The sequence below is a fragment of the Nitrospira defluvii genome, from assembly GCF_905220995.1.
In the GTDB taxonomy this organism is placed as follows: Bacteria; Nitrospirota; Nitrospiria; order Nitrospirales; family Nitrospiraceae; genus Nitrospira_A; species Nitrospira_A defluvii_C.
Genome location: NZ_CAJNBJ010000001.1, coordinates 749,476 through 762,608 on the forward strand (window position 1 = coordinate 749,476; position 13,133 = coordinate 762,608).

Annotated in this window: 16 protein-coding genes; 6 read left to right on the top strand and 10 right to left on the bottom strand. The window is 60.5% G+C overall.

Features of this window, described 5'->3' with window-relative positions:
* The first annotated feature begins 46 nt into the window (after positions 1 to 46).
* Positions 47 to 619 carry a hypothetical protein gene (locus KJA79_RS03455; RefSeq protein WP_213040604.1) on the top strand — a complete coding sequence of 191 codons (573 nt, stop codon included), beginning with the start codon at positions 47 to 49 and terminating at the stop codon, positions 617 to 619.
* On the opposite strand, the gene larB is transcribed toward KJA79_RS03455, so the two are convergent.
* Positions 616 to 1,383, bottom strand: coding sequence for a nickel pincer cofactor biosynthesis protein LarB (larB, locus tag KJA79_RS03460; protein WP_213040605.1), 768 nt, complete (start codon positions 1,381 to 1,383; stop codon positions 616 to 618). The two genes, KJA79_RS03455 and larB, sit on opposite strands and share 4 nt — an antisense overlap.
* Positions 1,380 to 2,405 carry an NAD(P)H-dependent glycerol-3-phosphate dehydrogenase gene (locus KJA79_RS03465; RefSeq protein WP_213040606.1) on the bottom strand — a complete coding sequence of 342 codons (1,026 nt, stop codon included), beginning with the start codon at positions 2,403 to 2,405 and terminating at the stop codon, positions 1,380 to 1,382. The genes larB and KJA79_RS03465 overlap by 4 nt, the downstream gene beginning before the upstream one ends.
* Before the next feature lie 143 nt (positions 2,406 to 2,548).
* On the opposite strand from KJA79_RS03465, the gene KJA79_RS03470 reads away from it, so the two are divergent.
* A complete protein-coding gene (locus KJA79_RS03470; RefSeq protein WP_213040607.1) occupies positions 2,549 to 2,911 on the top strand; it encodes a zinc ribbon domain-containing protein in 363 nt (120 codons plus the stop codon).
* A gap of 9 nt (positions 2,912 to 2,920) precedes the next feature.
* On the opposite strand, the gene KJA79_RS03475 is transcribed toward KJA79_RS03470, so the two are convergent.
* The 3 genes from KJA79_RS03475 to truD form a co-directional block, all read right to left on the bottom strand.
* Positions 2,921 to 3,721: a dimethylarginine dimethylaminohydrolase family protein gene (locus tag KJA79_RS03475; protein WP_213040608.1), complete on the bottom strand. Its 801-nt coding sequence runs from the start codon at positions 3,719 to 3,721 to the stop codon at positions 2,921 to 2,923.
* On the bottom strand, positions 3,718 to 4,962 hold the full coding sequence (locus tag KJA79_RS03480) for an ornithine cyclodeaminase, nickel-pincer nucleotide-dependent (RefSeq protein WP_213040609.1): 1,245 nt from the start codon (positions 4,960 to 4,962) through the stop codon (positions 3,718 to 3,720). The genes KJA79_RS03475 and KJA79_RS03480 overlap by 4 nt, the downstream gene beginning before the upstream one ends.
* 103 nt (positions 4,963 to 5,065) lie before the next feature.
* Positions 5,066 to 6,118: a tRNA pseudouridine(13) synthase TruD gene (gene truD, locus KJA79_RS03485; protein ID WP_213040610.1), complete on the bottom strand. Its 1,053-nt coding sequence runs from the start codon at positions 6,116 to 6,118 to the stop codon at positions 5,066 to 5,068.
* A gap of 188 nt (positions 6,119 to 6,306) precedes the next feature.
* On the opposite strand from truD, the gene KJA79_RS03490 reads away from it, so the two are divergent.
* Both KJA79_RS03490 and KJA79_RS03495 read left to right on the top strand, forming a co-directional pair.
* Positions 6,307 to 6,900: a hypothetical protein gene (locus KJA79_RS03490; RefSeq protein ID WP_213040611.1), complete on the top strand. Its 594-nt coding sequence runs from the start codon at positions 6,307 to 6,309 to the stop codon at positions 6,898 to 6,900.
* Positions 6,897 to 7,730 carry a metallophosphoesterase gene (locus tag KJA79_RS03495; protein WP_213040612.1) on the top strand — a complete coding sequence of 278 codons (834 nt, stop codon included), beginning with the start codon at positions 6,897 to 6,899 and terminating at the stop codon, positions 7,728 to 7,730. The genes KJA79_RS03490 and KJA79_RS03495 overlap by 4 nt, the downstream gene beginning before the upstream one ends.
* Positions 7,731 to 7,767: 37 nt before the next feature.
* Here the strand turns inward: KJA79_RS03495 and KJA79_RS03500 are convergent, their stop codons facing one another.
* Positions 7,768 to 8,400: a HEAT repeat domain-containing protein gene (locus KJA79_RS03500; RefSeq protein ID WP_213040613.1), complete on the bottom strand. Its 633-nt coding sequence runs from the start codon at positions 8,398 to 8,400 to the stop codon at positions 7,768 to 7,770.
* A gap of 100 nt (positions 8,401 to 8,500) precedes the next feature.
* Here KJA79_RS03500 and KJA79_RS03505 point away from each other — a divergent pair, with 100 nt between their 5' ends.
* Both KJA79_RS03505 and KJA79_RS03510 read left to right on the top strand, forming a co-directional pair.
* A complete protein-coding gene (locus tag KJA79_RS03505) occupies positions 8,501 to 8,959 on the top strand; it encodes a MarR family winged helix-turn-helix transcriptional regulator (protein ID WP_213040614.1) in 459 nt (152 codons plus the stop codon).
* A complete protein-coding gene (locus tag KJA79_RS03510) occupies positions 8,956 to 9,714 on the top strand; it encodes an MBL fold metallo-hydrolase (RefSeq protein WP_213040615.1) in 759 nt (252 codons plus the stop codon). Before KJA79_RS03505 ends, KJA79_RS03510 begins: the two co-directional genes overlap by 4 nt.
* Before the next feature lie 45 nt (positions 9,715 to 9,759).
* Here the strand turns inward: KJA79_RS03510 and KJA79_RS03515 are convergent, their stop codons facing one another.
* The 4 genes from KJA79_RS03515 to KJA79_RS03530 are packed head-to-tail and all read right to left on the bottom strand — an operon-like array spanning position 9,760 to position 13,113.
* Positions 9,760 to 10,620: a SirB1 family protein gene (locus tag KJA79_RS03515; RefSeq protein ID WP_213040616.1), complete on the bottom strand. Its 861-nt coding sequence runs from the start codon at positions 10,618 to 10,620 to the stop codon at positions 9,760 to 9,762.
* Between the two features lie 23 nt (positions 10,621 to 10,643).
* Positions 10,644 to 11,423 carry an ABC transporter permease gene (locus tag KJA79_RS03520; protein ID WP_213040617.1) on the bottom strand — a complete coding sequence of 260 codons (780 nt, stop codon included), beginning with the start codon at positions 11,421 to 11,423 and terminating at the stop codon, positions 10,644 to 10,646.
* Between the two features lie 29 nt (positions 11,424 to 11,452).
* Positions 11,453 to 12,424, bottom strand: a complete 972-nt coding sequence (locus KJA79_RS03525) for an ATP-binding cassette domain-containing protein (RefSeq protein WP_213040618.1) — start codon at positions 12,422 to 12,424, stop codon at positions 11,453 to 11,455.
* Positions 12,424 to 13,113, bottom strand: coding sequence for an LON peptidase substrate-binding domain-containing protein (locus tag KJA79_RS03530; RefSeq protein WP_213040619.1), 690 nt, complete (start codon positions 13,111 to 13,113; stop codon positions 12,424 to 12,426). The genes KJA79_RS03525 and KJA79_RS03530 overlap by 1 nt, the downstream gene beginning before the upstream one ends.
* Positions 13,114 to 13,133 lie beyond the last annotated feature (20 nt).

Consider the following 13,133-nt stretch of genomic DNA (forward strand, 5'->3'; position numbering starts at 1 on the left):
ATCAAGAGACAGGCTCCGCCGACCATCGTCTACGACACCGAAGCCCATGACCGATCCAAGACTCGCCCCCACCTCCATCGCCCGGCGCGTGTCGCATGTCGTCACAGCCGCCCTCTTGCTGCTCATCGGCAGTGTCGTCTTGCCGGGAGCTCAGCCCCCCGACGCGAGCGCCAAAACCAAAAGCAAAAGCAGCGTGCCCCGCCCCGAACCGGACCTCAAAATTCTCTCTCTTCACACAGCGCCGCTGCCGTACAAGCCGCAGGATGGCTCCTTCCATTTCATGGCGACGGTGCAGTTGCCGAAAGAGGTCGATGAGCAACTCATGCTGGAGGTCTCTGCACTCGTCACGTCGTCTTCCATGACCTCGTTACGCTTTCTCTCGATCCGGCAGCCGGTCAACGAGCACGTGCAAACGATTCCGAGCGCCAACGGAGAGACGCCGCAACGACATGTACAAGTCGATCTCGCCTGGGACGGCCTGGATCACAACAAACAGCAAGTGCCGGTCGGATCCTATGAGTATGAAGTGCGGGTCAAGCTGTTGAGTAACGGAGAGAAGGGCCAGCGCACGCAAATGCTCTCATGGCCCAAGCGCGGCAAGATTCTGGTCAAGAATTAAGGCTGATCACCATCCGTCTCCCCCACCATGTTGATGCGGTGAGCCAGACACCCGGCGCCAAAACCGTTGTCGATATTCATCACCCCGACCCCGGCCGCGCAAGAGTTCAACATCGTCAACAACGCCGCCAAGCCGCCGAAATGTGCGCCATACCCACGACTCGTGGGCACCGCAATCACAGGCTGCCGGACTAATCCGCCGACCACGCTCGGCAACACACCATCCATTCCGGCCACCACCACCAGCACCCGCGCATCGTGTAACCGTTCTTGCTGGCCGAGTAACCGATGCAAGCCCGCCACCCCCACATCGTACAACGTGTCGGTGTTGCTCCCCATGATATCGGACGTCACGCGCGCCTCTTCGGCGACGGGAATATCGGCCGTCCCCGCAGTGACAATAAGCACAGAGCCCCGACGCAACAGCTTAGGCGGTGGAATCGCCACCACTCGTGCCGCTTCGTGATAGGTGGCCCGCTTGCTGAGTCGTACGAGGGCCCTCGCGACAAGCGGCTCAACCCGCGTCGCGAGCAAGGCATTGTTTTTCCGCAACAGGGTCTTGGCAATGGCGAGGACCTGCGCCACCGTCTTCCCCTCGCAAAAGATCACCTCCGGGAAGCCCTGGCGAAGGGTCCGATGATGGTCCAGCGACGCAAACCCCAGGTTTTCATACGGCAGCGTGCGCATCTGCTTGAGCGCCTCCGGCACCGCCAGGGTGCCTTGCTGCACGTTCGTGAGCAACGCTCGCAACTGGTCTTGATTCATAACGGTGCCTTCTCCCCCTTGGCCTCGCGCTCCATGAGATCCCCGACCGCCTGACGACAGGACTTGCCGGCGAAGAGCACGGCGTTGACCTCCTGCACAATCGGCATATCCACCCCGCACCGCTGAGCCAAGCCCAAGGCAGCCTTGGCGGTACGTACCCCCTCGGCAACCGCCTGCATACTCGCAAGAATTTCGTCCAAGCGCTCACCCTGTCCCAAGCGTACCCCCACCGAGTGATTGCGGCTCAACGCCCCCGTGCAGGTCAGAATCAGATCCCCAACACCGGAGAGCCCGTAAAATGTCCGTGGATCAGCCCCCATGGCCACCCCAAGCCTGATCATTTCGGCCAGTCCGCGGGTAATCAAGGCGGCGCGAGCGTTATGCCCGAGTTCAAGCCCATCCACGACACCGGCGGCCAAGGCCATGACGTTTTTCAACGCCCCGCCCAATTGTACCCCGATGACATCATTGTCGGCATAGACTCGGAAACTCGGTGTCATGAACAGCGCCTGCATGGATTTCACCCGGTCGCTGTCCTGACCGGCCAAACAGAGCGCGGTCGGTTTTCCCTGACTCACTTCACTCGCGAAACTCGGTCCCGACAGGACCATCAGCGAGTTTCGCATATGCGCCGGCAACGCCTCCTGCATCACTTGCGTCATCAGATCGAGCGTGGTCTCCTCAATGCCCTTGGTGGCGCTGACGAAGGGAACGGCCTCCGGCAACAACGGTCCGACCCGGCCCAGGACGGGCCTGGCCACATGCGAGGGGACGGCAAAGAGCACGCAGTCGGTGCCGATCAGCGCCTCTGACAAGACGTTGGTTGCGGTTAAGGTCACGGGAAGCCGCACGCCAGGGAGATAGAGTGCATTCTCGCGCCGTTGGGCAATGCTGTGCACCACCTCCGGCTCGTGAGCCCAGAGACTCACGGTAATCTGTTTTTCTGCCAGATGCCGGGCCAATGCGGTTCCCCATGCCCCGGCGCCGACCACGGCCACTCGCTGAATCGCTGATCGTGTCATGAAGGCGGATTATAGGAAGGGGTCCGGAAGGGTGTCAACGAACGGGCCGCACGGCCGCGACCGATCAAACGGAAGGCGCGCGTCTCTACTGGAATTCCACTCACACACAGGGTACGCTGCACAGGCCAACGGGAACGATCATCATGAAACCTTGCCCAGCCTGCGGACGCGCCCTGCCTGAAATCAATCGCTACTGCACGCACTGCGGAGCAGGGGTGTCATCCGAGACGGAACGGGCGGCGACACCGCCGACGTCCAACCCCACCGCCAAAGAACAACTTAACCTCAATATCCTCTATGGCATGATCGTGGTGCTGCTCGTCTCGATACTGATGCCACCATGGGAAACCCCTCCGTCGCAGCCGGCAGCCTTCCTCGGCTTTCACTTTATTCTGTCCCCACCGCAACCGGATGCCATCGTGAGCCGGATGCTGCTCACGATCGAGCTCACCACGACGGCCATCGCAGGCTTGTACCTGTCGTTTCTGTTTCGCACGAGACCCTGAGCGGCTGATTCAGTCGAGCGCGAGGGTCAGACACTTGGCGGCTCCACCCGACTTCATGAATTCGTCCAACTCCACGGCATACGTGCGATAGCCACGGTCCTGAAGGCTCTGCATCGTACGGGGACAGCCGGCAGGGATGACGACGTGCTTGCCGACACACACGGCATTGCAGGCAAATCGAATCGCTTCCTCCTCGGGCACGGCAATCCGGCGCTCCGCTGGAATCCGCTCCGAGATGGCGGCCAGGCCATAGGAATCGAAGGCGGCCGGAAAATAGAGCAACTCTCCGCCGCTGAGCGGACAGAAGCAGGTATCGAGGTGATAGAAGCGGCCGTCGATGAGTTCCAGCGGGATGATTTCACGCTGAAAGAGTTCGCTTAAGGTGGGGAACGATCGGATGTCTGTTCGCTGGCGATACCCGCCGAACCAGGTATCGGGAAATCCCAACAGGTCGCCCGCCCCTTCGAAGTAGTGGGTCTTCTCCAGCGTCAGAACTTCGTAGCCCTGTCCACGGAACCATTGTTCAAAATACACTTCCTCGCGCTGCCGCTCCGGATACCGGAACCGGCTGACCAATGCGCGGCGTCCGACCACCACGCCCGCATTCGCCGTGAACACCAAATCCGGTAGACCTTCGACCGGCGGCATGCGTTCAATCCCTGCGCCGACGTCCTGCTCCAGCACCCGCATCAACCCCTGCCATTGGCTGAACGCGCGCGAAGCAACCACGGCGTTCGTCCGCCGCATCCAGGGATTGATCTCGTAGTCGATCTGAAAATATTCGGGAGGGCACACCAGAAGCCGGCTCATGGGCGCCACCCCAAGGTCCGAGCCAACTCCTTGAGAAAAGACGCGGCGTCCATCACGAGGCCGACGGCCTGGAAACTGCCCCGGTCGGCCAATTTCGTCGGGACAGACGGATTCACATCGACACAGACGGTCGGCACCGTGGCCGGCAGCAGATTGCCGGTCGCGATAGCATGCAGCGTGGAGGCTACCAGGAGCGCGAGCCCGACTCCCTGAACTTCCTCACGCATCGCCTGCTGGGCCTGCATGGAGTCTGTCACTACGCCGGGCAGCGGTCCGTCATCGCGAATCGTGCCGGCCAACACCATTTTCACATTGCGCCGCACACAGGCGGCCATGATGCCCCCTGTCACCACACCGGACCGCACCGCCTGCTCGATACTGCCGATAGCACGAATCCGATTGATCGTTCGAAGGTGATGCTCGTGTCCATGCGGCACCGATCGACCCGCCGTCAACCCATACCCCAGGGACGTTCCGTAGAGCGCGGCTTCCATATCGTGCGCGGCCAACGCATTTCCACAGAACAAGACATGAATATATCCGGCCTCCACCAACCAGGTCAGTGCTTCACGCCCACCGGCATGGACGATGGCCGGCCCTCCGGCACAGAGCACCTTCGCCGCCGGATCCCCCTGCCGGTATCGCTCGCGCAGCGTCTGCATGCGTTGCGCGATATCCGCAATGACAGGCTGATGCGGACGTTCCGACGACACCACGGACTCCATGAAGCCGAACACATCGCGCTCGGCCGGACGGGCCAGCGGGGTGACCCTGATCCCTTCCCTACCGGTGACGATCAAATCACCGGCCTGCACGGCTCCCATCGGGAGAGTCCTGGCATGCGCCTTGGCCGGATCGACATAAATCGCGAGGTCCATTTCTATGCCCTCAACGTCCACCCATTCGCCATCCAGACGGATCTGAGTCGGCAGATGGGTCGTGGCATAAAACTCGTCCGGGAGGATGCCCGCGGCAGGAGCGGATTCGAACCGGCAATCGGCTTCACGCTCCAACGCGGCGCCGTGTGGTTGAATGGCCCGCAGAATGTCCGCAAGGACGCGGCTGGAAGGGGCGCGGATCAGAATCCGAGCCTGCGACGACGCCTCTCTGGTCGCGCCGATCTTCACGTCCTGCAGATCAAACGTCCCGCCCATCATCACGATCGTATCCAAGACCTTGGCCAAAATCAGAGAATCGATGATGTGGCCCTGCAGGAATACGGTTTCTTGAGATGGGGTCACGGTCGACCTCTTCGAGTCATAACGCCCAGAAATGAATGCGCAGGGGATTCAGGTGCGTACACTGTAGATTCTACCATCTGCAGGAAGGAATGACCCATCAAACCTAGACTTCTTGCTTCACCACCTCCCGCAGGACGCTGGTAGCGTAGGACCCCGGAGGGAGCCAGAACGAGAGGGTGAGCACGGAGCCGTCCAACGACCACACCAGATCGTTGAGGCGCACGCGCAAGGCCCGCCGTTCGCCGCGGAACCCGCACTCCGCCCCGGCTTTCGACAGGAGCTCGGGCGTGGTTCCCAGGTCCGCGATCACAGCCCGTTCAATCTCACCCGGCACTCCCGTCGCCCAGGGGGCGCGGGACCCGAACAGAGGCCCCGTGGGGCTGATCTCGAAGCGATCGGCACGTGGCTGCTCGACTTCCGGCTGTTCCACGGGAAAGCAGGCGCCGTTGTCGGTTTTCATCGCCCAATCGCCCAACCACACCCGGTCGATACTCTCGATCCGCTTGGCGGCAATTTGATTAAATACATACGACTGATAGCTGTTCATGAACCAGATTCGCTTGGATCGTGGCATCTTGTTGCGACGCGCCGGATCCTGCAACAGCTCGGCACCCAACTGAAAGTTCGTGCCCAAGCGCCCTTGTCGTTGAGGACCGAAGTAGTTGGGCACCCCGCGCCGCAGCAGCTCATCGAAGAGCTGCTGCAACAGAGCCTCACTGCCTTCTCGCACATCCCGCACCACCAGCCTGAAATGATTGCCCGCATGATGCCCTTTGCGTAACCGGTTGCGATGTCGGCCCAAGACCTCCAGGGTAAGCAGCCGATCATCGGTCGGCACCGCCGCCACTGTCTCAGCGGTCACCCCTTGCAACGACAGCATCTGCGTCGTCACGGCCTGCGCGTCTTTCAATCCGGCGACACCGATGGATTGAGCCTTGACGTGGAGGTGTGAGGAGAGTCGAGACAACAGGTCGGGGGTAGACAGGCCTCGTTTCTTGATACGGATATACAGGTGCTCCCCTTGCCCGCAGGGAAGATAGAGCGGCCGTTCCTCCACGCAAAAATCCTCCGGCGTACTGCGAATGCGGCCACCCAACGCGGGAACCGACTTGGTGAGATAGGGCAGGGTATGATCGAGCCAGGAAGAAATCGGCATGGAACTCCTTATCAATTCAGGCCGAGCACGATTGACGTCATTTGAGTGGGAGACGAAACCACCCGTGTTATACTCATGGCATGTTGTCCTCGGCAGGCACTCTTCGCATCTGCGTCAGCGTCCCGCGAAGCAGATTTCTCCAACGCTGCGTTGCCGTCTCAATCCTCTGCTGCGCCGTCGCAGCCGGCATGACGCCATCGACCCTCGCAGCAACCAGGCTGAACGGCGTAGATGTCTTCGCCCAATTGACGCAACACATCAAACGCCAGGCCGATACCGACAAAGAAGCGTTTGCGGTGGCCAGCCAATGTATGACCTGGTTCTATAACCAGCAGCGTCGAAAACCGGCCCCGCCTGCCGTCCAGAACATCGCATGGAACGGGCGCGTGCCTCGTGCCGTCGCCGAGTCTTCAGGCGACGATGCCGATGAGTGCCGCACGAAATATCCTGGCGGTATCGATGCCGTCCGTGCCGATTTCCAACGCACGCAAGCCTTTCTCTCCCTTAGTCTCACGTTCTACGAGTTCGCTCTGGTGGGCGACGGCGACGATAATTCCCTCTACAGTGCGCGCGAATTGCATGATATCCTCGTGGCACTGAATCTGGCCGCCGAGCCCTCGCTGGGAACGGATGCCCATCTGCGTTCACTCACCTCACAGTTCGATTCATTGCACGAAACCCGTGGAATGGAAGCGCTCATGACCGGCATGGGCAAACTCTACGACCAAGGGTATCGTGTCACCACCGCTGACAAGGCGCACCTGAACCGAGTGATGGAATGATCGCGTCCGTGATGCGGGGGCAAGAGTTGGCACGCGTCTGGATCGGCCACTGGCTGAGCCGCCCCTTTCATCATCTCTTCAATCTCGCGCCCGGTCTGGAGATCGGCCTCGCCAAGCCGGAACTGACCCGCCTCCACCTGACCCATTCTCCGCTGGCCGGACGGCGCGCCGTCCATCTGAGCGACCTGCACCTGGATCGATATCGCCCTCGACATCGCGCCTTGGTCCGCACCGTGGCCGAACTGAAGCCCGACTGGATCTTCATCACCGGCGATCTCGTGAACGTACGCGACGGATTGCCGCATCTGCTTCAGTTTTTGACCGACCTCCGCAGGGCCGCGCCGGTCTTCGTCACCCTCGGCAACCATGACCACTACAGCGGGATCGGCGTGGATGAATTTGCCGACCACTTCGATCGCCGCAAGGTGACATTGCTGCTCAACCAAGTGACGTTTATTCCGATGGATGGCGGTGAGTTGGCGATCGTCGGCCTCGATGACCCGTCGCTCCATCGTGCCGATCTCCGGTGCATTCCGTCCTCGCGGCCGGGACGGTTCACCCTGATCCTCGCGCACGCGCCCAATATTCTCGACCAACTCACCCCGGCGCACCACGCCGACCTCACGCTCTGCGGACACAGTCACGCCGGCCAATGGCGGATTCCCTATGTCCCGACATTCTGGCTGCCGCCTGGCTGCCATGGACGGACCAACGGCATGTACGAGAAGCAGAGCCATCGCCTGTACGTGAATCGAGGCCTTGGCTGGTCGGTGATCCCGATGCGATTGAACTGCTCGCCTGAAATCGTCTTGCTGGAGTGGGCCGCCTGAATCGCAGTGTTTCCACGCGCGGACCAATCACGACCGGTCAGCGAATACGCTCCAAGGCCTCACGAGCCCGACTCCGCACCGTTTGGTCCCAATCTTCCTTGCTGACGTAGGCCAATTTCTCCTTGGCGGCGGAGGCACGCAACCGTCCGAGGCCTAAGGCCGCGCTGGACCGCACGTAGGCATGGTCGTCCTCCAATGCCGCCAACAGATGCGGGACTACGCTCTCATCGCCGATGACGCCCAAGTGACTGGCCGCCATGCCGCGAACCTGATGCTGCTTGTCCCCCAAGGCGCGCGCGAGCGTGGTGAGAAACACGTCTTGCAGTCGCGGCGCGATCTCCTCAAGTCCTTCTCGGCGATACTCATTGACTTCGATCAAGGCAAAGGCCAACTTGAGACGTTTCTCGGCGGCGGTCTGACTCTCGAACAACGTGATCAGTCTGGCGCGGGCCTGTTTCTGTTTGCGTCGCCCGCGAAGCTTGCCGACCAACACCCAGATCGCGACCAGCACGACCACCACCACCGCCGCCAGTGGAATGGCTTGATCGATAACGACATCCTGGACGTCCGGCGACAGACGTTTCCATATCCAGACCCCGGACACCACAACGCCCAGCAGAATGAAAATAGTGGTCACATTCGCATGACCGGATTGTGCGTGACGAGCCATGGCAGGCGACATGATAGGGGGCGGGTCCTGGCGGCGTCAACGCAGCTCACCTCGGCGACCCTTGACAGCAACCCATCCGGATGACTAGGCTTCGCCCCCGATGGACCTTCCCGATTTGAAAGACGATCCCCATCTCAAAGTGCTCCGTCCGCTGGTTGAGACCTATCTCGCGTTTTGGCGTCTGGATAGCCGCCACATACGCCAGCTCCGGCTGACCCCGTCCCAATTCGACGTGATTGCCACGCTCGGGGACACCAAGGGCCTGACCTGCGCGGAACTCTCCACGGCCACACTGGTCACCAAAGGCACGCTGACCGGCGTCTTGGACCGCTTGGAGGCTAAGGGATTGATCCGGCGCACCCCAGTGGCCGGCGATCGACGCAGCACTCGCATCTGCCTCACCGCCAAAGGCGACCGGCTGTTTCAGAACACGTTTGCCTCACACATCGCGTTCCTTCGCCCGTTCTTCCAGCGGGCGCTGACGACCGCCGAAGCCGATCAATTACGCACACTGCTCCTCCGTCTCCAGCGAAGCTTGCAGGAGGCGCCCGGCACATGATTCGCGTCACGGTCTTGGGGTCCGGCACCAACGTGCACCCCACGCGCGCGGCAGCCGGATACCTCGTCCAAACGGATCAGACCTTCCTGTTGGACTTCGGGCCCCGGACCTTGACCAATTTGATCAAAAGCGGCGTCGATCGACACCAGATCACCCACATTCTCTTCTCTCATTTCCACGCCGACCATTTCGCCGATTTCATTCCCTTCTTTTTCGATGCCGTCATCTATTGCAAGTATCAAGGTGGGAAGAGACCGCCGCTGACCCTCATTGGTCCCCGGGGGACGGCCACGCTGATGCGAGCCATGATGACCACGTTTCCCAGCTTCAATCGCGCGCCGTTTCGAGTGACAATCCGGGAAGTCGCCGATCGACGTTTTCGTATCGGTGACACGCGCATCCAACCCGCCACGGTGAGACACGCCCCGCGACTCCATTGCGTCGGGTACAGGATCGAGTACCAGCACCACGTCGTGACCTATTCGGGCGACTCGCTGTACTGCGAGAGTCTGGTGAAGCTGTGCCGCGAGGCCAATGTGGCCATCCTGGACTGTTCATTTCCCGAGAACCAACCAGGCGCCGGCCACCTCCACGCGGGTGAATGCGGCCGCGTGGCGCAGGAAGCGGGCATCGGCCGGCTGGTCTTGTCTCACTTTTATCCGATTGCAGAACAGTACGATGTGCGCGCGCAGGCCGGGAGTTACTTCTCCGGAAAGGTTCGGATGGCCAAGGACCTGCTGCGTCTCACGAGTTAGTCCCTGTTGAGACGGGCACGGAGGGCTTGTGGGCAGGGAGCGTTGCTACAGGCCTTCTTCACGCTGTTCGCAACCGAGAATCTCAATGAATCGGGGGAGGCGATACTTCTTCAGGGGCTCGTCCAGCTTACTGTAAATCGCCAGCAGATTTTTAATCATGCGGGCAAGGATCGCCCTGGTGGGGCTCTTCTGTAGGAACCGGTCTTCAAATCCGTAGCCGGCTTCGGTCAAGAATCGGGCGCAATTCTTCTCGGTCAGGAGCGCCCCCCCGTTGAAGCAGTCGATAAAGATTTTGTAGCGGTCTGAATCGAACTTGACGAGGAAGTGGCCCGGCATCCCGATGCCATGGACCGGCAGTTGCAACCGTCGTCCGATCAGCAAGTAGACGGTTGAAAGACTGATAGGAATGCCCGTACGGCGGTCGAGCACACAATTCAGGTAACTGTTTTCGACCTCGTAGTAGTTTTTGGTGTTTCCTTTGAATCCGGCTTCGGTGAACAGGTAGCGATTGAGCGCCTTCACCGTCTCCTCACCTGACACCCGCGAGCCAATCTGCTCACGAACATCCTGCGCCATCCGATCCAGCTGACGCTGATAGGCCTGCACGTCCAGTGAGGGATAGGCATACCGCGCGAGCAGAAATGCGCCTCGCTCAAGATCCACCTGCTCGTCGGGAAACGCGATCAGATCCCGAAAGTCTTCCTCCAACTTCGTCCCGCGAATCTCTTCCAGAACGGTCACGATCCGATCGGCCATCTCCGGCTGTTCGATTTCAGCCTCCTGCAGGAGCGGCACGGCAGAATCGCCATAGTCGATCAGCTTGCCGCTGATCGTCTTCACGATGCGTTCATCCTCGTCACCGAGGAGCCGGATCAATGCGCGGATTTGGCTTTCGTTCACGAACATGGAGCAACCCCGGTGCCGAACGCCTACCCGATCGCCCGTCGGAAAGCCCGCGCGCCGCCGTACAGACATAGGGCATCGAACAGCACCATCACACCGATGACCATGCCGACATGGGGCAAGGCTTCAGCCCAGCCCTGGAGAATCAAGGGCCGCACCGCATCGATGGCCCAGGTCATCGGATTAAATTGTGCCAAGAAACCCATCCATCCCGGCATGGCCGCCAGCGGCACCAGCGCCGAGCTCAAGAAAATCATGGGCAAGGAAAGAAACCCGAGCACAGAAAAGAAATCGCCGTGGCTTTTCACGGAAAACGCCATCGCCATGGAGATGGCCGTCAAGCCGACCCCGAACATCATCCCGATCAGCAAGATGGTGGCCACCCCCGCCAAGCCGGTCACCGGTTGGACGCCGAACAACCAAGCGACCCCGAGAATGACGAGGACCTGCAATGACGTGATAGTGGTCACGAAAATAAAGCGACTGAGAATCACTGACGTCCGGTGGATGGGCGTGGACATCAGCCGTTCGAGAAACCCGTTTTCTTTATCGAAGAGCAGATCGACCCCGCCGGCCAGGCCGTTATTGAGTACCGTCATGACGACGACGCCGGCGGTAAGAAAGCTGATATAGCTCGACGACTGGGTCACCTGCATGTCGGCGGCCCGTTGGAACAAATTGCCAAAGAAGATCAACCAGAACAACATGGGTTGGACCAAGGTGAACAGCATGCTGAATTTTTCACGGCTCAGCCGCCGTACCCACCGCATCGTCAGCGCCCGGATTTCCTGCGAATATTCTTTCATAGCCCTGTCTGGCCGCTCCCTGCCGCCCCTTAGGCGTCTTCCGCTTTCGGCTGGTCGTCCTTGATGGACCGGCCCGTGTGCGCGATAAACACATCATCCAGCCGTGGCCGGTGATAATCGATGAATTCCAGCTGGCACGTGAGGCGGTTGGCGGCCTCCAGAATCGCGGGCAGGGCCTTCTCGGGAGAGTCGACCCGAATATCCAACCCGTTTGCCTTCGCCGTGACCGCCCGGATGGCGGGAAGATTTTTCACGGCCGCGGCCAATTGCTCCACCCGATCGTGCTCCCGCACCGTCAGTGACACCAGATCACCACCCAAACCGACCTTCAATTCGGTGGGAGCGCCCAGGGCCTTGATCCGCCCTCCATCGATGATCGCAATCCGGTCGCATAACTGATCGGCCTCGTCCAGATAGTTGGTCGTCATGACGACGGTGATGCCCCGTTCACGCATCTGCCGCACATGGTCCCAAATGCGCAACCGGCTCTGGACATCCAGCCCCAAAGTCGGTTCATCCAGGAAGAGGATCTTGGGATCGGGCAACAACCCGCAGGCGATATCGAGCTTTCGTTTCATGCCGCCTGAATAGGTCTTGGCGGGTCGGTCGGCCTGCTGTTCCAGTTCGACGAGTTTCAACAGCTGGGGGATGCGTGTGGCGGCCTGTTCGGCAGACAAATGGTAGAGGTCGGCCAGCAATTCCAGATGCTCCCGCCCGGTCAGGAATCGATCGATGGCCCGCTCCTGAGGCACATACCCGATCGTCTGTCGAACTCGGTCGGCATCCTTGACGGAATCCAGCCCCAAAATTGTGGCCGATCCGGATGTCGGGTTGAGCAGGGTGATGAGGATCCGAAGGGTGGTACTCTTGCCGGCGCCATTGGGGCCAAGCAGGCCGAAAATCTCTCCGCTATAGACCTGAAACGACAGATCGTCGACGGCCCTGACCTTGTCATACGACTTCCCGAGATGCGAGACGTCGATGGCGACCGGACGCGACATTATCCCCACCCTCCCGCGCCCCGCCGCTCCGCCAGTTTGAATTGAATCAGATCACTGAGACGGCGCGCCTGCTGCGCCACATGCTCGGCTTCCAACAGAAACTGCTTTTCCAGCGGGGTGCAGTCCAGGTACGTGGAGAGGGAGTTCACAAAGACCTCGTCGCTGACGTCGGGACGAACCAGACTATGCAGCGGCGAGGCCTCTTCGTCTGCCTTGAGGTATTCGCCGAGCACATCCATGAGATACCGGCGCAGTGCCGGCTCGAGCAAGACCGCCCCGTCACGCGGCTTCAGCACAATGCGGGCTTCACGATAACTTTTGTCAAAAAACTCTTCTTGGATCTCGTAACGTTCCAGCCCCTGCAGCAGAATGTTCGAGCGGCCGTCGGACAAGGCCTGCACACTTGCCAAACGCCCGACACAGCCAATGGAAAATATCGGCGGATTGCCCTCGTACTGCTCTTCCCACCCTTCCTTCAACAACGCCATGCCGATGCATTGCCCTCCCGCGGCTGCATCCGCTACCATTTGGCGGTACCGCGGCTCGAAGACATGCAGGGGCAGATAGGTTTTGGGGAAGAACACCACGTTGGGGAGCGGGAACAGGGGAATACGTTCGGGGACCGGAAAAGGCTGGGCTTTTCCCGCCAACTCCCGGTTGGATTGTTCACGTTCAGGCTCAAGAAACATGACTCACGATAGCCGATGCT